The sequence below is a fragment of the Vulcanisaeta souniana JCM 11219 genome, assembly GCF_026000775.1.
Classification (GTDB): Archaea; Thermoproteota; Thermoprotei; order Thermoproteales; family Thermocladiaceae; genus Vulcanisaeta; species Vulcanisaeta souniana.
On sequence record NZ_AP026830.1, the window covers coordinates 1,004,459 to 1,022,962 of the forward strand.

At 42.3% G+C, this 18,504-nt stretch carries 23 protein-coding genes; 8 read left to right on the top strand and 15 right to left on the bottom strand.

From position 1 onward, the window contains the following. Window positions 1-32 precede the first annotated feature (32 nt). Genes Vsou_RS05385 through Vsou_RS05400 form a run of 4 tightly spaced genes read left to right on the top strand, consistent with a single transcriptional unit; the run spans window position 33 to window position 1,828 of the window. Window positions 33-419, top strand: a complete 387-nt coding sequence (locus Vsou_RS05385; protein ID WP_264890792.1) for a hypothetical protein — start codon at window positions 33-35, stop codon at window positions 417-419. Beyond that, on the top strand, window positions 416-808 hold the full coding sequence (locus tag Vsou_RS05390; RefSeq protein ID WP_188602334.1) for a hypothetical protein: 393 nt from the start codon (window positions 416-418) through the stop codon (window positions 806-808). Before Vsou_RS05385 ends, Vsou_RS05390 begins: the two co-directional genes overlap by 4 nt. Then, the gene (locus tag Vsou_RS05395) at window positions 792-1,427 is read left to right on the top strand and encodes a hypothetical protein (RefSeq protein WP_229709715.1); all 636 of its coding nucleotides are present in this window, start codon (window positions 792-794) and stop codon (window positions 1,425-1,427) included. Before Vsou_RS05390 ends, Vsou_RS05395 begins: the two co-directional genes overlap by 17 nt. Further along, window positions 1,424-1,828, top strand: a complete 405-nt coding sequence (locus Vsou_RS05400; RefSeq protein WP_054843180.1) for a hypothetical protein — start codon at window positions 1,424-1,426, stop codon at window positions 1,826-1,828. Before Vsou_RS05395 ends, Vsou_RS05400 begins: the two co-directional genes overlap by 4 nt. Here Vsou_RS05400 and Vsou_RS05405 read toward each other — a convergent pair. The 3 genes from Vsou_RS05405 to Vsou_RS05415 are packed head-to-tail and all read right to left on the bottom strand — an operon-like array spanning window position 1,825 to window position 4,572. Then, on the bottom strand, window positions 1,825-2,697 hold the full coding sequence (locus tag Vsou_RS05405; protein ID WP_188602333.1) for a hypothetical protein: 873 nt from the start codon (window positions 2,695-2,697) through the stop codon (window positions 1,825-1,827). The genes Vsou_RS05400 and Vsou_RS05405 overlap by 4 nt on opposite strands. Continuing rightward, window positions 2,694-3,056 carry a hypothetical protein gene (locus tag Vsou_RS05410; RefSeq protein WP_188602332.1) on the bottom strand — a complete coding sequence of 121 codons (363 nt, stop codon included), beginning with the start codon at window positions 3,054-3,056 and terminating at the stop codon, window positions 2,694-2,696. Before Vsou_RS05410 ends, Vsou_RS05405 begins: the two co-directional genes overlap by 4 nt. After that, window positions 3,034-4,572, bottom strand: coding sequence for a type II/IV secretion system ATPase subunit (locus Vsou_RS05415; RefSeq protein WP_188602331.1), 1,539 nt, complete (start codon window positions 4,570-4,572; stop codon window positions 3,034-3,036). The genes Vsou_RS05410 and Vsou_RS05415 overlap by 23 nt, the downstream gene beginning before the upstream one ends. Before the next feature lie 110 nt (window positions 4,573-4,682). On the opposite strand from Vsou_RS05415, the gene Vsou_RS05420 reads away from it, so the two are divergent. Continuing rightward, complete coding sequence (locus Vsou_RS05420; RefSeq protein ID WP_188602330.1) at window positions 4,683-6,050, top strand: hypothetical protein; 1,368 nt, start codon at window positions 4,683-4,685, stop codon at window positions 6,048-6,050. Between the two features lie 19 nt (window positions 6,051-6,069). Here the strand turns inward: Vsou_RS05420 and Vsou_RS05425 are convergent, their stop codons facing one another. The 7 genes from Vsou_RS05425 to Vsou_RS05455 all read right to left on the bottom strand — a co-directional run bounded on the left by Vsou_RS05425 (window position 6,070) and on the right by Vsou_RS05455 (window position 9,434). Continuing rightward, the gene (locus Vsou_RS05425) at window positions 6,070-7,062 is read right to left on the bottom strand and encodes a DHH family phosphoesterase (RefSeq protein WP_229709661.1); all 993 of its coding nucleotides are present in this window, start codon (window positions 7,060-7,062) and stop codon (window positions 6,070-6,072) included. Continuing rightward, window positions 6,992-7,333, bottom strand: coding sequence for a DUF3194 domain-containing protein (locus Vsou_RS05430; protein WP_188602329.1), 342 nt, complete (start codon window positions 7,331-7,333; stop codon window positions 6,992-6,994). Before Vsou_RS05430 ends, Vsou_RS05425 begins: the two co-directional genes overlap by 71 nt. A gap of 6 nt (window positions 7,334-7,339) precedes the next feature. Further along, window positions 7,340-7,720: a prefoldin subunit beta gene (locus tag Vsou_RS05435; RefSeq protein ID WP_054843175.1), complete on the bottom strand. Its 381-nt coding sequence runs from the start codon at window positions 7,718-7,720 to the stop codon at window positions 7,340-7,342. Window positions 7,721-7,810: 90 nt separating this feature from the next. Beyond that, complete coding sequence (locus Vsou_RS05440; RefSeq protein ID WP_054843174.1) at window positions 7,811-8,056, bottom strand: KEOPS complex subunit Pcc1; 246 nt, start codon at window positions 8,054-8,056, stop codon at window positions 7,811-7,813. Further along, a complete protein-coding gene (locus Vsou_RS05445) occupies window positions 8,049-8,624 on the bottom strand; it encodes a Brix domain-containing protein (protein WP_229709660.1) in 576 nt (191 codons plus the stop codon). The genes Vsou_RS05440 and Vsou_RS05445 overlap by 8 nt, the downstream gene beginning before the upstream one ends. After that, window positions 8,624-8,917, bottom strand: coding sequence for a 50S ribosomal protein L37ae (locus Vsou_RS05450; RefSeq protein ID WP_188602328.1), 294 nt, complete (start codon window positions 8,915-8,917; stop codon window positions 8,624-8,626). Before Vsou_RS05450 ends, Vsou_RS05445 begins: the two co-directional genes overlap by 1 nt. A 58-nt stretch (window positions 8,918-8,975) precedes the next feature. Further along, window positions 8,976-9,434 (bottom strand): hypothetical protein, encoded by a 459-nt coding sequence (locus Vsou_RS05455; RefSeq protein ID WP_188602327.1) that lies wholly within the window; start codon window positions 9,432-9,434, stop codon window positions 8,976-8,978. Between the two features lie 112 nt (window positions 9,435-9,546). Here Vsou_RS05455 and Vsou_RS05460 point away from each other — a divergent pair, with 112 nt between their 5' ends. Next, entirely contained in the window at window positions 9,547-10,224 is a 678-nt protein-coding gene (locus Vsou_RS05460) for a DUF2848 family protein (RefSeq protein WP_188602326.1), read from the top strand. A gap of 192 nt (window positions 10,225-10,416) precedes the next feature. Here Vsou_RS05460 and Vsou_RS05465 read toward each other — a convergent pair whose 3' ends face one another. The 3 genes from Vsou_RS05465 to Vsou_RS05475 form a co-directional block, all read right to left on the bottom strand. After that, the gene (locus Vsou_RS05465) at window positions 10,417-10,764 is read right to left on the bottom strand and encodes a hypothetical protein (protein ID WP_054843171.1); all 348 of its coding nucleotides are present in this window, start codon (window positions 10,762-10,764) and stop codon (window positions 10,417-10,419) included. A gap of 40 nt (window positions 10,765-10,804) precedes the next feature. After that, complete coding sequence (locus Vsou_RS05470) at window positions 10,805-11,770, bottom strand: tRNA guanosine transglycosylase family protein (protein ID WP_188602325.1); 966 nt, start codon at window positions 11,768-11,770, stop codon at window positions 10,805-10,807. Window positions 11,771-11,837: 67 nt separating this feature from the next. Further along, window positions 11,838-13,442: an ATP-binding protein gene (locus Vsou_RS05475; RefSeq protein WP_188602324.1), complete on the bottom strand. Its 1,605-nt coding sequence runs from the start codon at window positions 13,440-13,442 to the stop codon at window positions 11,838-11,840. A gap of 148 nt (window positions 13,443-13,590) precedes the next feature. Here Vsou_RS05475 and cyoE point away from each other — a divergent pair, with 148 nt between their 5' ends. After that, complete coding sequence (gene cyoE, locus Vsou_RS05480; RefSeq protein WP_188602323.1) at window positions 13,591-14,445, top strand: heme o synthase; 855 nt, start codon at window positions 13,591-13,593, stop codon at window positions 14,443-14,445. Here cyoE and Vsou_RS05485 read toward each other — a convergent pair. After that, window positions 14,438-15,607, bottom strand: coding sequence for a hypothetical protein (locus tag Vsou_RS05485; protein WP_188602322.1), 1,170 nt, complete (start codon window positions 15,605-15,607; stop codon window positions 14,438-14,440). The genes cyoE and Vsou_RS05485 overlap by 8 nt on opposite strands. A 225-nt stretch (window positions 15,608-15,832) precedes the next feature. Here Vsou_RS05485 and Vsou_RS05490 point away from each other — a divergent pair, with 225 nt between their 5' ends. Then, window positions 15,833-16,495: a DUF981 family protein gene (locus tag Vsou_RS05490; RefSeq protein ID WP_188602321.1), complete on the top strand. Its 663-nt coding sequence runs from the start codon at window positions 15,833-15,835 to the stop codon at window positions 16,493-16,495. Window positions 16,496-16,612: 117 nt separating this feature from the next. Here Vsou_RS05490 and Vsou_RS05495 read toward each other — a convergent pair whose 3' ends face one another. After that, window positions 16,613-18,475 (bottom strand): threonine--tRNA ligase, encoded by a 1,863-nt coding sequence (locus Vsou_RS05495; protein ID WP_188602320.1) that lies wholly within the window; start codon window positions 18,473-18,475, stop codon window positions 16,613-16,615. Window positions 18,476-18,504: the final 29 nt, after the last annotated feature.

The following is an 18,504-nucleotide window of genomic DNA, read 5'->3' on the forward strand; positions in this document are numbered from 1 at the left end:
TAACTCAACTAATGAGAATCTGAATGCTAATAATGCTATTCAGCACGATTGAGGAAGCTATTAATAAATTAAGTACTTTCAAGGAACAATTAATACAATTAAAAGGAAAATATGATAAGATTAATGAGGCACTAAGGGCAAATGCCAATATCGAGGAGATAATCATGAAATCAGGACCTCAACCATCACATAGGGTAATAATTATGACAACAATACCATATCCAATAAACATGCATATTGCGCCCCACTATGCATGGTTGGTGAATAAAATAAGCGCGTTGAATGATAATATTAGTTACATAATTAATGAAATTGATAAAGTAAATAACTACTTAAATAATACCAAGTTTAGAGATGCTTCAGTGGCAATAATTATTGATCATGAAAGTAAGAAGACGAAGTTGGTGATCATGCCATGACCGCCAACGTAGATATTAGTATTAATGTGGATGAGCTATATAGAAGAATATTAGAAGGTAAAAAGAAACTTGTTGAGTATGTCAAGAACCTATCCCTTGTTTATGACAAGGCAAATGAACAACTAGACCTACCTGATAAAAGTGAAAAGATGATCATTGATATATCTAATTCAGTACCGATAGTAATATACAAGGAACCATCTAAGGAGGCATACAGGGAATTATTCTCCAGGGCATTACTATTCCTTAAGCTGGAATATGCGATTTACGAATCCATTGAGACCAGGTTAGGTAAACTTAAAGGGCTAGGTTTTAAAGCAATGGTTAGGTACTTCAGTGACGTACCCTCCGTGGTGGTGATAAACCTTGATAGTGCTAAGGAGCAGTAAGTTGATGGATATAGTTGCGGAATTCGGCAATAAGCTCAACGAGGTACTTCGGACTATTGAGGAGAATCATGCGTATAATCCTGATAATGATCTTATGAACAGGATAATTAGGGAGTTAAGGAGCAAGGGCGCAGCCACACTGGTCAAGGGTAACGCAAGTATTGTGTCCAAGGTTAATGGTATTGAGGTGACCTTCGTATTAACGGCTGATGGTTATAAGAATATAATGCGCGATATTGTTAATTACTATACCAATATTTTAATGTCTATTAAGCAAGTACTGGAACTTACTAATAAGTTAGGTGTGTCTGATGAATATACAGTGATCATAAGTGATTCAGCCATCGATATCCTGATAGGCTACTCATTACCTGACCTGTCAGAAACTCCATTACTAAGTATACCAAGTGTTAAGGAGACCATTGAGATACCCAGTGTTTTGAGTAATGTCACTAAGATGACTGCCGATGAGGTTGCCAAGATCATGGTTCAAATTGATAATGTGATCTCATCATTAGGCAACATCTCAAGTCGCATAGAGACTGTAATTAAGTTGGACGACATTGAATACCCAGAGCCGTTCAAGGTTATTGAGAAAAAGGTGGGTGGTGTATCATGATCATTGAAATTAAGAAATTTAATTCATTGAATGAATTAATTCAGTCCCTAAAAAACGAGTTAAGCAATTCGAATGTATTTATGTATATATTAAGGCAGAATTGGAACGAATTACTGGGTTCTGAAAATAACGTTGTTTTAGCCAATGAGATATCTGAAATTATAAAATTTATCGATGGTGGTACAGAGGTTTTCTCCCTGAAGTTTATTTACAAATCAGGTACCAACACAAAGAGTAATGTTATTAATGAAGCCGCCGGTTATGAACAGTTGAAGACCGCAATAATAAAGTCTATAATATACAAGCTGGAAAGTCTCAGTAATATTAACAAGGATAAACCATTAATTGCATTACTCGTAGACTCAATACCAATAATGATAATAATGCAGGGCTCAGGTTAGGTACTTCTATTACGGAGAACTATTAGCACTTTGGGTATTCCGTTGGCATAGAACACCAAGATCTCTGAATTATACATGTACTGCGGGATCTCTGGATTATGTGTTAATCGTTCCAGTACATTATCGAACTCCTTAATGTAATTACTCAATATTTGTGAACTTGCTATTAAATCATTGGCTATTTCCTCGGGCTTTACATAAATTATCAACCTATCTACATACTCGGTCTTAGTCTTGGCTTTTTTCTGTTTCTTGAAGACAGACTCCTCGCCAACTGCAAAACCTAAGGTCATGGCGTTGTCTTCATACTTCCTAATTCTGGACAGTATAGAGGCTTCCTCATTAATTATCTCCACATTATTCTTAATGTCCATGTAATTCCTTGAGATGCTTAATATGGCATCTGACCAACTGTCGTAATACTCAGCCCAATTGCCCAGTAGCTCGCTGGTTTTTGAGCTCTGCCTAAGCGTTTTAATGGATTCATTGATGAGCTTGTCCAAATCCTCTGGTTTAATTTGCTGCCCCCTTTCAGCTTTTAATTTAGGCTTAGCCCTACTGTTTTTTCTTAATACCTTAGGTTGCCCACTCGTTTTAAGGCCGAATATTGAACGAACCTCTATATTCATGTACTTGCTTACGATTAAGGATATTCCATAACCAATAACAAAGCCTATTATTGGGAGCAATATGTATCGTATGTTCAGGTATTGGTTAATAACCAGGTTAGGTATTATGTATGGTATTAACATGAGTATTGTGTAAATACCCAATAGGGGTATTATTACGGTCAATGGTGGCCTAATTAGGCCTAGTATTATCATTCCAATCATTATTGCAATGATTAATACTGGGATTAGTATTATCATGGAACTTCACCCTTTAGTACCAATGATTGTGAAAGCAGTACCCTGTGAGGCATACCGTTATCGAACTCGAGTAGTACCATGCCCGTAAAATTATTATCATTAAATTCGCTCTTTATTTCCTCCAGTAATGAGTTTATAGATTCAATCCTTGTATTAATATTATCTAGGATATCCTTAATTTCGGTTATTCTTTCTCTCCTAATATCTATGTTGTTATCCTTTATTTCAATTACATCTACAAGGGAGCCCTTGTTTATCTCCTCTTCTAGTCTTTTCTTGGCGATCAGTAATTTATTCAGTTCCTCGCCTAAGTACCTATTCAACGACGTAAGATCTTTAAATCTGAGCAATACTCTCAACTTCACTCACCCCCTTCCCAATTATCTTGTTAATTATCGCATCTGGATTTGTGTAGTAGGTCTGTACATACGTGGAGACGTCCTCGAAGTTAAATACGTTGTTTTCAACTAGCCAATTAACAACCTTTGCCCTAGTATCGATCTCCCTGAGCAATTCATCAATGTCCTTACCAGTCATGTCACTTATCTGCCTAATTAGGACGCTCTTGTCCACATACGACTCATGGGTATCATTCCTCGGGTTCCACCTAAATACCGTGTTGAACCTTATCCTATCACCATCCATGTAGACCTCACCAACCTCAGTGACCCTCCTCGTTAACCTACCACCAATCTTAACCCTCTTAATCATGACGAATATGTTCATGGCAGGTATATAGGCTGGTGGTATGTTCATTGGTGGGCTCATTAACCTATTAACGGCTGCTTCGAAGGATTCAGCGTGCATCGTGGATATGCCACTGTGTCCCGTGTTTACTGCTTGGAATAGAACATAGGCCTCCTCACCCCTTATCTCGCCCACAATTAGGTAATCAGGCCTCATTCTGAGCGTAGCCTTGACCAGGTCAAATAACGTGATTTCGTTTATTTTTTCAGAACCGTAGCTCTGCCTAGTGACCAGCCTAACCCAGTTCTTATGCTGTAGATTTATTTCGGGTACTTCCTCAACCGTTATTATCTTCATGTGTGGTTTGATGAATGTTGCCATGGCATTGAGGAAACTTGTCTTACCAGCACCGGTAACACCGAGGACTAGGAATGACCTGCCATTATCCAGCATTACCCAGAAGTAACCCGCAATCTCCGGGCTAATGTTTCCGGACTTAACAAGCTCGGTGAACGTTAGCGGGTTCTTCCTGAATCTCCTTATTGTAAACGTGGAACCACCCGGCGAGACCTCCTTCCTATATGTAACGGCTATTCTAGAGCCATCAGGTAATTGCGCATCAACTATGGGTGTAGCAACAGAGACATGCCTGCCTGATAGGTGTATTAACTTTACGACCAAGTCATCAAGGGCTTGCTCAGTCTTTGGAATTATGTTTGTGGGTATTGACTCATACCTCCTGTGAAATACATAAACAGGCCTATCAACGCCATCGCATGAAATATCCTCAATGTTCTCATCCCTCATTAGGGCATCTATAGGTCCATAACCGAGCAAGTCCCTCTCTATGTAGTATAGGAATTTGGCGAAGGATGATGGTGGCACATTCCTGAACAACCTCCTATACTTCCCAACGATCTTCTTTAATTCGTTAAGAAGATAATTCTTAACATCACCTATCTTAGTTAGTTCCTCGGGCGGTGGTAATTCAAGCATGACTATCCTTGTTAATTCCCTATAGACCTTCTGTTCCGTTGAATCGAGTTCTATCTCCTCAAGGTGGTACATTACGTCTCCCGTCGTTTCATCCTGAATTATAGTGGCGTAAGCGAATGGTTCGTATAATGGGTATCTCTCCAGTTCTTTAAACTGCCCAATGGGTTTTATTAGTTGGAATTCCAGGCTCATTTTCAATTTATTAAATAAATACACCCTTAAAAAATACTTTCTGTCTCATAATTTCAGTGTCTCTTCATGATGAGAAACCTTTATATAATTATTTTGTAAGTATCATGGTAATGATTACTAATAAATGGGTATTATTTATTGCGATTCCATTGATTATTTTTGCATATATAACATTAACTACATATGCAGATACAATGTACGGACCAGCACCCATACCCACAGTATACACGGTATACTCAATAAGTATGAACCTCACTGACTCAAGGCCAACGACTCAGACCTTAACGAACATTTCCAGTAATTACCCACTTACCTATCGCGAGGATTCATTGGTAGTGAACACAACGCCAGTGTGGATAGCAACCGCCGGCCAGGAATTCACACTATACATTACGAATGCGTCAGACACGACGGCGCAACAGGAAATTACACTTAATTCAACAGCCATTGCCAATGGTACTGGCGGTATTAAATGGACAATTAGGGTTCCATGGAGCCTACTAAGCCCACAACCTGTTTATGCTAATTGGTATGTGATAATAACGGAGAACATAGACGGTATAAATTATGTGAGTTTCACCTTTGAAACAGCCAATGAAAGCATAATCCAACTACTGACGGAATTAAGTAATGTTGGCGGCTACTTAATGTCAAACAACGGGAAACCATACCACCTATGGAATTACTACAATGGTTTTAACCCAACAACCCAAAGCGTTAGTAGATACTATGAGGTGGGGTTACCTGGGTTAAGTGTATACTATGCGTGGGTTGGTCAGGGCGAGAACGCAAGTTCATGGCAAAGCCAGGGATTCCAAGAAGTACTTAATGTGTTTAGGTATGTGTTTATTGAATACGTTAACTCAACAATCATAGAGAATGCTGAACTTACCTATAATGCATCAATAGGTGAGTTAACGAATTATGGATATTCCATATACCAAAGGCCAAACCTAATACCCTATGGACCCATAGTATACCCATCACCAGTACTCCTACTTCCAAATGGTACGATCATAAACCCAACATGCTTACCAAACACATATTACCTGCTTGAGACTAATTACGTGACGTCATTTGGCTCTTCAATAACCGTTTATGAAACAGAGAATAATCCAATGGGCTTATACATGCTTAACGGTTCACTGTTATTTGGTGGATACCTGCAGGCCTATGACTTCTTCAACAAATCTATGGTACCAATAACGCCAGTGCAGTACCTATTACCGGCATACCAATCACAGGTAACTAAATTAACCTCATGCAAAATCCAGGTATTTAGCAATGAAGATAAACCATTAGCTAATGCTAATAATGCCCTAAGCGTAAATGGAACTGTCATAATAACCAACAATACAAGGAATCAAAATGCACAATTACAGGGGCAATACGGTCATGAAGGTAATGAAACATCCAAGAAATTACCTTACTACATTGTGGGTAAGTCCTTCATTGGATTAAGGGTTACGCCTCAGTGAGCTTTTCAGTGGGCATTAATCAAATTGTTACTCTTGTTGATTTATCACCAAGTTTCTGCTCTATATTATTCAACGCCTTTATTAGCAATGTATTGGTATTAATCTTTGCCTTAATACTCAGGGCAGCAGCCATTGCATGCCCGCCTCCCTCCCCATTGAAGTATTGCGCTAATCCATTGAAGACCTCGGCTAGGGATAATTTCTCCAGGATTCTCTTGTTGCTTCTACCAATCAACCTGACCTCATTTTCATGCTCTGAGGCCACCAGCGCCACGTCGCAACCTGACCTAATCATTGTGTCGGCCAGTGAGGATTCATAGGCATTTACATTGCTTAGGCATATTATGTAGTCATTGATTCTGTAAGCTTTCATCCTCAGTAGTCCCTTGATCCTGGCCATCCTCTCGGAAAAGGATATTTCCTCAGTCATTGCATTAATTATGTCCCTATAATCCCTACCTGATAACTTGAGTAGCCAAGCCATCACCTCAAAGGTCTCAGGTCTAGCCCTACTCAATCTACCACTATCGCTTAGGATGCCACCAATCAGCAGTGTCGCGGTGTCACTACTCAATGCGACTCCCAACCCCCTAGACACCTCTGCGATGACCTCGGAGCAGCTCGTGGCGCTTGGGTTAATTACGGCTAATGCGGGGCTTATGTTATGTACTTCATGATGATCGAAAATAACCACAGTTTTGCCGCCAATCACCTCCCTATACTCATTTAGTTGGGCATATGTACTTACATCAACCAAGATTATTAGATCTGATGATGCATCGCAATTGTTTGAATTATCATAATTAATGTTGAGCTTATTTAGGAAGGTCTTAACCTCGTGGGATAATCCCTCGGGTATGGTGAGAAACGCTTGCAGACCTAGTTTGTTCATTAATTCCTTGGCTGCAAAGCCACATGCAAATGCATCCAGGTCGGCATGTCTATGCGTTATTACGCAGGCTCTTTGCGTACTCCTCAGCAACTCTTTCAATTTCTCCAATTGATAAACCAACCAATTCACCCCTCTTAAACTTATCCATTAGGTAATCCGCTATTTTAAACCCAAACTCAATGGCACTATTTATAATACTATCAAGACCACTCAGTAATGGGTTTGCGGAGACATCAATACTTATCTCCAGCGTGTAATTAGTAGGGTCCGTGAAGCCCACGTTAATAACAACATCCTCGAGCAATCTATCAGGAAGCTTATGCATTAAGTATCTATATACCTCCTCTGCAACTACATTGGCTATTTCATTAAGTGCTTCACTGGTGCTCATTATTCATTAACCACCGCCCTTAGCCACTCCGCCGGCGCCTCCCTGCAACTTAGCCAGTGCATCATTGATCTGGGTCTTTAAGTCCTCTATCTGCTTCATTAACATGCTTTCCTGCCTTGACAGCGTCTTTATGTGAAGCTCAAGTAGTTCCTTCCTATCCTTAAGTTCCTGAAGCGCCTGGTCCTTAGTGACCAAAACAAGGAAGGAACCAACTATCTTATAGACCTTGTTCTCCGCAGGGACTTTCTCAATTTCAGAAATAGCTCTCTCAATTTCCTTAAGTTCGCCCTCGAACTGTTGCTTCCTAACCCTAACGCCATTTAACTGATCCTGCAGTGCCTGCAATTTCTCCAGGTCCGACTGAAGTGATGGCGGTAATGAACTCATTAAATTGCCAACTTGAGCTAAGCCTTAATAAATATTAATCCACACGTAAGTATTCAAAAACACGCCATAGGGAATTTCAAACAACTAACCTCAAGCGCCTAGGTTAACGGCCTCGAAAATTAAATACAGCGACTTCATAACTCCATTAACTAAGCTCCTTAGGCTTGACAAATCCCTAGCGCACACTACTATGGTTACGCCATCGTCATCGGCACCAATACTTACAAAACCTCTGCTAAACCTCATCTCCCTCTCCAATGTCTTGAATGATTTAATGATTAAATCCTTATCGGTATCCCTCAATGAAAACACGGCCCTAAACAAGCACTCACTCAAGCTTAATCACCCTAGGCTTCGTATAAGCGACATCACCCACACTAACAAAAGGCCCATAGGGGCCCAAATCCCTACCATTAAGTACCTGGATCTCATAACCGTTTATTAACCCACGCACCAGGAAAATAGCATCATACATACCCCTAACGCTCTCAAAATCATTCACCCTAATACTCGGCAACTCAAGTTGTTCACTAAGTATATCCGCAATCTCCATGTACTCGCCTAGGGAGACAATAATGCCGCTCTGCGCCTTCCTCACGCTCTTCACGCCCACAGGCATATCCACCAGAAGCTTTACACCCAGTATTTTTATGAAGTATGGCATTACCTCAATTAATCCATTCCTAATTCTCAAAAAACGTATAAAACCTGGGTTGCCACCCCTCGAACCAATGTACAGTATCTTATCAGCGCCTAGGCTAAACGCCCTGCCCGCAACCTCCACGATTGATAGCCTGCCCCTATTAACCTTGACGGCATTGGGTATCACCACCTCTAGCTCGTTGAGAAACTGCCTCATTCTAGTACCGGCATTACGTGATGATGTTAACACCACTATGCCCATTACAACCTAGTACCTACCCTAGTACCCTGCTTAGCCGCGGTCTCTGTGGCCAGTGTTTTACCCATTATCGTCTGCGGAGCCCAGGCGCCACCAGCGAAGGTATAGCCACACTTGGGGCACTTCCATATGCCGAAGGCAATCCTCTCCATCTTAACTAGGGACTTACACCTTGGGCATCTATGTCTACCCTTTTGCTTAACCTCTATTTGAAGCACCTTCTTCCTAATGCCCATTCCATACCTTGCCCCATACCTTCCAGTGGGTCCTACAATCTTCGTATGGCTAAATGGCATCAATAACCACCATACCTAACTAAATAAAAGCATTTCTATGAACGATAACCGTGATAGATCAAATAATAACGTTACCCTGCCCCCTGGAGACGCTTGGCAATGGCAGTAGCTCTATGTCGGAATTCATAAAAACTCTAAAAAGAAGTAATAACTTCTCTCTGTCCTTGTTCATTTCCTCCTTTGCCCTATACATTCTCAGCACTGTGCCTCCTAGGTCTAGGACAACCCCTATGAAGTTAATGCCGTTTATTTTGTTCATTAGCTCCCTAGATGTCCTTATTCGGATTAGGGGCATTAGTGGTGAGTAATGTATTGAGATCTCGGTTTCACCATCCATGGACTTCACAAATATCGGTATCTCAGGCTTGATGCTTTGGGCTAGGGCTGGAGGTATTGACGCCATTAACCCTATTAAATTATTCAACATAAGTCTTAGGTAGTCAAGTGCATCATCGGCATTGGGTATTGAGAGCCTTATCTCTGATACTAAGCCTAACCTAGTTATTTCCGAAATCATCTTGGTTATATCGCCTTTAGTGTTTATTAGTATTTCCGCCGCCTAATAAATCTTTGAGCAGGTAGAACCAAAAATTTAATAAGGTGATTAATTTATAAACCAGAGTTCGTCTATGCATAGACTTAATGTAACAATTGAACTCAAGAATGGTAATGAAAGAGATATTGAAATAGCCGTTAGCGACCTAGTAATATTCGTATGGACGGGGAGGAACACGGACATCATTAAGAAGGAAGTTGAGGAACTAAGCAGGATAGGCATTAGCGGCCCTAAGAACATACCGGAAATATACGTATTACAGCCATACCTAGTCACAACAAGTAACTACATTAGGAGGGTTAGCGACCTACACAGCGGCGAGGTTGAATATGTACTGCTGGTTAAGAATGAGGATGAGATCTACGTAACTGTCGGAAGTGACCACACTGACAGGGAGGCCGAGAGATGCAGTGTACTTGCCGGTAAGCACATGTACCCCAAAATAGTCGCTAGAAGAGCGTGGCCGCTCAGGGATATTAAGGATCACTGGGATGAATTGGTACTGAGGAGCTGGATACTTGAGGATGATAAGAAGACGCTTTACCAGGAGGGAACAACGAAGTTCCTACTTACCCCCGAGAAGCTTGTTGACTTGATACGAGAGGTTGTGCCGGATTTAAAGAACGTGGTTGTTTTCTCAGGAACAATACCAACAATAAAGGGACAAATAAAGCCCAGTGGTTACTTCGAGATTGAACTGCACGATCCCGTACTCAACAGATCAATCAATCATTATTACTGGATTGAATAATCAAGTAGTTTTCATCATCCCTAGTATTTCCTGACAATTACCTGGGTAATGGCTTAATGACCATAATTATGTAGGTACCTTATTACGTTTAATCATGAAATTAGAAGGGCAAAGTTAAAAACTGGATCGGGCAGTCCCTAGGTAGTGATGTTGCTTGCAAGGTCTGAGCAGTGATGTGCTGGGCTAAGCTGACTATTTCATTTTTTCATAATCAATACCCGCTGGTAGATCAATTGTCGATAGCACGCTGTAACTATCGCAACCACTAAATATATTCTTATTAAGTTCATTAAATACTGCGTTCAAATCATCGAGTTCATAAACAAAGATCGTAACCGAGAAGTTATTGGCTACTACGGAATTCAATTCCCTGACATAGTTATTGAAATCCAATTCCCTGCACCTATAAACAAGGATCCTTAGTGCACCGCCAAACCCAGCCCTCTTAATTGCAGTATTTAGGGCACCCTTGAACTTATTCAGCGAATCATTACAAACATCCACAACTAAGGTAATGCAATTCTTCTGAACCCTCTTCACGGTACCCTAGAAGACATCAAGCATTAATAAATATAATCCTTCAGTATGCTCTCTCAAGTACTTCCTTAGCTAATTCATTTGTCACTTCATCATAGATGTTCCTAAACACACCGGAGCCAGGCTTCTCGAAGCTGTTAAGTACTACCCAAGCATTGACCAATGCTCTGTACTCAAAACTGAGTTTAATATCATCGAATCTATCAAGCACAGGAAAACCAGTGCTCCTAAGGAACTCATAAAGCCTAGCCAAGTCATCACTTGTCGCCTTCTTCCCACCGAAATTAATTGCCCTGCCGCTCACATGCCTCTCACCACCGCCTGGCATGACAACCTTTCCATAGGCCGCCTTAACCCTCCAGGTACTCGTGTCAGTGCTATCAATATTAATCATGCTTAGTATGGGGTTAATTACAGGCGAGCCTAGGCCAAGTACGTGGATACACAAATCCGTTTCCCGCTTAATCTTCAGTAAAAAACCCAATGCTGTTCTTCGCGAGTTCTTAGGGGCACCCCTACTAATTAATACATAAGGCACCAAGCCACCTATGGCTATGCACTTGGGGTTGAAGTTTAGGTACTTGAGTAGGTATCTCATTATTATGTCGGTCTTCCAGTGGTAATGGAGGACCGGTAATACATTATCAAATTTCTTAATCAAATGTTCATAATTATCCAGGGATCTCCTCAACTTAGTCTCTAGATCATGCTCCGAGTCAGTGGGGCTTGGTGGGTAGTCCAGGTTTAGGAAGTACCTGGCGTCCCAAACTTGGTCATAGATCCTGGCTAGTTCTTCTATGTCAGGTATCTTACCGTACCTTAGGAATTGAAAACCACCACTATCCATCCACACCTCACCATCATACTGCAGTGAATTCTTTATTGAATGATCCTCTTCGTAAATCCCGCTCCTCAATATATCGAAGGCGTTCACCATAAGGGCGGGTACACGAAAGTAAAGCCAAGGCTTCGGCCTCGAATTAATCGGCGTGCCCAGAATTATCCTCACGCCCCCATTCCACGAGAGTACAATAAAAGTTTTACCTGGCTTTACATATATACAAATTATACTTGAGTTACACCGTAATATTACCCCTCGGCGTAAGCGTAGGTGTCACACCGCCATGTTCCGTTAACCTATCCCTCACCTTAATGGGTAATGGCATTGGGACAGCCAATCCAGTTACCAAGGCATCATCCTCATTGAGTACTCTAACTTCCCATAGGTCTTCATCGGAGATGAACTCCACAATGTTCCTAACGTATTTGAGATCGATGGGGTTTATTATTCTCTTGAAGACCTGGGTTAAGCATTGGCTAAGGACGTCAGGGTGGACCTTGGATGGTCTTTGACTGATTATGCAGAGACCGACGCCAAACTTGCGGCCCTCTCTGGCGATCTTTACTAATGTCGATGTGCTCAGTGATGATCCGACGGACGGCGCGTAGTTATGGGCTTCCTCAACTACAATGAAGACAGGCTTATTCCTCCTTGTGGCTGATGTGGTAAATACCTTATTCAACACCAAGGCCACTAGGGCCTGTTGGTCTATTAGGTCTAAACCACTTAAGTCGAGTACGTGTATTCCATATTCCATGAGTTCCTTGATTTCCAGTAGCCTTATCGGTTCATTACCATAGAACTCCCCGGGCCTGGTTATGAAAAATGGCCTATTCTCCACTAACATCCTGACCTTAGTCATTAATGTGGATAGAGCTAATTCATTTCCGTAGCCCCTGACGACCCTACCGCCATTCTTCTCCAGGTCGCTTAGGAACTCCTCCATGCTTGTTAACTCATTATTGCTTATGCTCATGTATTGCCAAGCCTCCTCTAGGATCCTCCTTTGGGCGTCAGTTAAGCCATAATAGTGATTCAATAATCCCTCCATGAGCCTTAGCGACAGCGACCTGGGGTTAATACCGAACCTGGCATACCTCCTCTCAACACCATACTTGTTCCTAAAGTACTCATCTAGGTTGGTGGTGTCAACCTTGCCCGGCACATAAACCCTAACCAAGTTAGACACATATTTCGCATTCTCGGTTGATGACCTGGGAACCTGCATTGCCGAGTATTCCCCATGAGGATCAATAATTATTATTGGGATCTCGGCCCTTAATGCTAACTCCTCAATAATGACCCCCGCAAGCCAGGACTTACCACCACCGGTTGCAGCCAGTATTGCGCAGTGGTGCGACACCAATTTATTAGCATCTAGTTCCGCCGGTATTGTTAATGACCTAATATTACCAATTACCAGCCTAACACCATCACCACTAAGCCTAAGCATCCTGCCTAACTCGGGCTCAGTTGGTAGGTAAACGAAGTCCATGGGCTTGGGAGGCTTGAGGGGCTTGGAGAAACGCGTGCCAACCCTGTAACCAATTATCGATGCCCTGGCCAGTGTTGACTGAGCTATATACTGAATATCAATACCGTAGTCCCTAAAGGTGTTTATCACATCCTCACTACCCAACTGGGCAATGACCCTATCATCCACCAGGTAATTATGCCTAATAACCCTGGTTACCCTGGCAAGTATTGGGCCATCTGCCTTACTTTCATAATTCTCCAGGGTTACGAAAGTACCCACATTAACCTGATTCTCCGCGTTATCAAATACCCTGAACCAAAATGCCCTGGGGCTCTGTGCCTTAATGATGACGCCAGCCCTCACGCAATTAACTACAGAATTGTTAGTTTTATTGTTATTAAATAAAATAGGAATAACATAAGGCGTTAAAATAATTGAACGCATGGACTAATTATATTTTAATTGTGTACTGGAATAAAGTTTTTAATGAGAGTTCTAATGATAATCCAATGTGGCGGTTAAGGACTACGTGGTATTGATGAAACCAAGGGTCATTTGGTTGCTTGTACTTGCTGCAGTAGCTGGCTACATCTTTGCTACCGCACCCAGGGTAAACGCTACACGTGCAGTAGAACTGGCGCTTGTTGGGTTCCTGAGTACCGGTGGTTCAGCAGTATTTAACATGTATTACGAGAGAGGTATAGACGCTCAAATGACAAGGACGAGGAGTAGACCAATACCTGCAGGCCGTGTAAAGCCAGGTAATGCTTTCATTGAGGCCATTGCTCTATCAATCCTTGGTTTCATCCTATCCTATGTATGGCTTGGTTTATTACCAATGATCTTCGTAATACTTGGCTGGTTCTTCTACGCAATTGCATATACAGTGTTCCTGAAGTGTAGGAGTTGGGCTAATATACTCATTGGCGGTGTGGCAGGTAATGCTGCATTACTGGCTGGGTGGACTGTAGTTAGGCCCCTGGACCTCGAGGCGCTCCTGCTATCCATGGCCATCTACCTATGGATACCTGCGCATATCTGGAGCCTGGTTATTAGGGCTAAGGATGATTATTCAAGGACTTGCATTAGGATGCTGCCCCTTGAGATAAACGAGGATAAAGCAATGATCCTTGTTGCAGCATTAAACATATTCTCGAACATATACATGTTATTCCTGTACTTATACATGCTCAGTAACATAATTGGCTTGGTAATTCTGCTCATCACAGTAGCCTGGAGTAGCTATTACAGTGTTAAGGCAATAATCAAACCAAACAGGGAAATATTCTGGCAAATGTTTAAGTCAAGCTCACCAGTATTAACCGTTTTCCTAATAATAGGCATGGTATTATCAATAATTAAGTGAGGAACCTAACCAGGTTATTCCTAAACTCCCTAATTAGGCGGCTATGGCCAAGCCATAGACTACCCGTTAGTAATGCATTATTAACGTAATTAATCATCTCATTAGCACTGGAAAACCTCCTTGCATTAACACCCATGCCGTTCCTAACTGCCTCACGAGCCTGCCAAATACCAAGGGGGACCCTGTAGTCAGGAGTTACCTCTCTAATCGCTATCACTGACGCCTGCATATTGATTTTGTTAAGGTACTCCAATATACCAAGTCTAATTGCGTAGAATGCCCCGCCAGTACTCTCCGCATATCCCTTCATGTCCCTTACACTTTCATAATCAGTGAAAACCCTGGGTGAATTACCGTCCCTATTCCATACCGAACCTGGCATCTTCAGTTCAATGAGTTCGTACCTCCATGGGCCAGGCATGAGTATTACGAAGTACCTATTTCCCATGTACTCCATTTTATGTACCTCAATCTGCTCAACCTCACCATGATCAACAACCTTATTCCTGAGGTAATCACTAATTATCGAGTCGACAGCCGTTATCGACCACCTTGTTGGTACTAACCTCCTAAACCTCCCATCGCCTAATAACCCAACTGCAAACATGCGCTGTATTCTTGATACGGGTATTGAACTACGATACAACTCAGTAACTGCTGTCCTAGTGTCCACGTCATGGTCATTGATTAGTCTCTCAACGACACGTTCAGTGCTAACATTAGACGTTATCCTCAGGTCCTTCACCTCACCAATATTACCAAGAGGTGCGTGATAATCATCGGCCAATGCCCTAAGCATCAATTTCTTAAGCCTAACCTCAACATCGACAGAATTACGCCCAATACTCAGTTCCTGAACCCTACTAATAATGGGATTATTAAGTGATTTAATTGAGGCCCTTGTCCTAGTAAGTATTACCCTAGACCTCAACCTAACAATATCCCACTGGGTAAGGCCACGCCTAAACCACTCCTCTGGATTATCGAGTATTGTCACATCCTCACTATCATTATTAACTAATGCGCCAACATTAATGTATGGATAATTAAAGGAACCGACAAAATTCCCGGGCGGTGATAAACCACTAAACTCATTCCTTACAATACGCCAAAGCTTGAACTCCCTCCAGAATTCAGGCGGTAATTCGCTAAATCTGACCATTGCTAATTCAATATTAACAATCCTGAAAATTAAATAAGTTTGCTGTTAAGTAAGAAGTTGAATAAGGAATTCGCATGAATGCTTTTATAGTCATTAGTATTTATTTACATGCTAATTAATACAATTATTAAATATTGAGCTTTTAAGTGTAAAAATCAGTGCATTAAGTGCATTTATGTGCTGGTTTATATAATTCAATCAACTGAATGAGCTTGGTGATAGGGAATGGCGGGTCTCTTTATGGATACACTGGACATCTGGCTAATGACACTTGGAATAACACTAATAACCGCCGCATACGGCGTCTTTATGATTTTCGTTAGGAGACCTAGAATAGCCACTGATGGATCTAGGGCAGAGACTATTGAGAGGACTCAAGGGGCCACTGTATGCATTAATATAAATAAGTGCCTAAGCCTATTTTTCATTAGCGTTGGGATCTACGCGCTGGCCACTGGTCTTTGGGCCACAATGACTTGGCCACTTCCAAGTTCGTATAACCTGGTCTTTTCCGATGCATGGCCGATATTTGGCCTAGTATCATTAATGCTTGGTTTGGCCATGTACATTGGTGCTGACTTGAGGTACTTAGCACTACCCATTGCGTTGTTTAGCATTCCTGTTATTGTTTATGGCATCGATATACTGGTGCATGGGCTAACTACGGAACCCCTATTCGCGAGCGCCATGTACCTATTCCTAGGGATAGCCATGCTAATAAGCCCAGGAGCCATGCTGCCAAGGGGTAATGTAAGTAGGTACGTTGGTGTCCTAGTGATGGTGTTACTAATCCTCTCTGGGATTTTGGCATTCTTCATAGGCATAAGCGCCACATTTGAACACACTTTGATTTGGGCTAAGTGGGCTCCCTGGTATGGCGTAGGTTAATAACAATGTTGTCTTCATACCTAAAATTAAAATTTAATTCTCCTCTTTATTTATTCTTATTAGGTGAAGATAAGGCTGCTGCCTGATAAAGTGATGAGTGGGAAGAGCACTGAATCCTTAGGTAATTATACTGGCTGGTCTCATACTTAGGTACTTAGGCATCGTTAATGGTCTCCTTGGGTAGCCCTTGATCTCCCCCTCAATCCTGCCGATGAGCTCGTCGATGCCCATCTCAATGGGTTTCTGAGCACCCCTAACTCTAACGCTCAATTTCCCCGCCTTAGCCTCCCTCTCTCCAATAACCACGACATAGGGAACCCAGAAGGTCTCTGCATCCCTAACTCTCTTGGCCAGAGTCTCGTCAAACCTATCATCAACATCAACCCTGATCATAGCCCCCTCGAGCCTTGAGACAACGTCATTGGCAAAGGTCATGTGCTCCTTACTAATTGGTATAACTCTAACCTGTATTGGCGATATCCAGGTTGGCAATCTCGGCGTCTCGCCCCTGGTCTCCGTTATTGCCGCAGTGTCGAGGAGCGCATATATGTACCTCTCAACACTGCCTATTATTGCCGTATGTATAATCACTGGGTACTTGACCTCCCCATTCTCATCCCTATACTTAATGCCAAACCTCTGGGCATTACCAACGTCGAACTGGAACGTGGCTATTTCCCTAGGTCTCCTCAACTCATCGACTATGTGAAACTCAACATTGAGGACCCAGTAATACTTCTGCTCTGGCATTATCCTGATGAGTATTGGCTTGCCCTCACGCCTAGCCAACTCAACTAGGTAGTCCCTGTGCTCATTGTAGAATTGCTTAGAAACATTGTATAGACTTACGTAATCCCTACCTAATTTCTTAATTTCTCTAAATATTATTTCATGAAGTCTCAGGGCCACATCCATGGCATTATTGAGGCTCTTCGTAAATATGTGTAGGTCGGGCATGTAGAACCTCCTGAGCCTAAAGCATAGCACTGTCTCGCCGGGTTGCTCATACCTATAACTATCGGCTACCTCAAGCATACCTATTGGTATGTCCCTATAGCTCAGTACCCAATCCTTTATCATTGCGAATTGCTGGAAGCAAGCGGCGTATCTCATGATCAATTCGTCCTTGTCGCCCTCCATGGTATACATTCTCTCATTAAACAGCCTTGCATGTTCATCAATGGCTCTCTCTCCACGCCTGAACATGTTGGTGCCTCTAATTTTAAACACGGGTATACCAAGCTCATTGGCTAGTCTCCATGCGTAGTCCTCGACGAGTTCCATCATCAATGTGGCTGCTGGTCCATACCTCATGTGACCCACGTCACTCATGGGTTCCCACTCGAAGCCGAATTTACGGCAATAATCAATGTACCTGGGTTCCTTACCGCCCTCAAGCTCCCTCTTCAAAACCTCCTTCTCTACCAACGCCTTTAGGTCATCCTCATTGGGCTTAAATTGATACTTTATGGCGTCATATTCCTCGCCGGTGGGCGTCAATATTACATAGTAATCCCTACTTACTGTCTGTTGTGTTGCTTGCACACCCATTGTTACTGGACTAAGGGACTTACTGAGTTCCGAGAGTGGGTGGCCGTAGCACTTAATGTCGAATGCCTTATAGTAACCAAAGGGTGCCCTTGAGACTGGCACTGGTGATTTCTCCCTCAACCTGCTATGGACAGCCAGCAATATACCCATCGCCTTGTTGGGTTTTGCGAGATTGGGACTTAGGTGTGCATATGGATAGAGGACTATTTGGGATGCCCTAACCTTGTTCAGTACATCCAGTATTTCATCAACCACGTAGTTTATGTAGTTAGCCTCCTCACTGTCATTTTCCTCAACACTCATGAAAACCACGAGTGCATTCTTAGCAGAACCCCTCTCGAGCTCTGGCGTTAATGGTTCTGGGTTTTCAACGGCCTTATCCCTAACCTGGTATGAGAAGTCCTCCGCATGTATGAATAATAATCTCATTAACAACGGCAAAACAAACTAGTATTAAT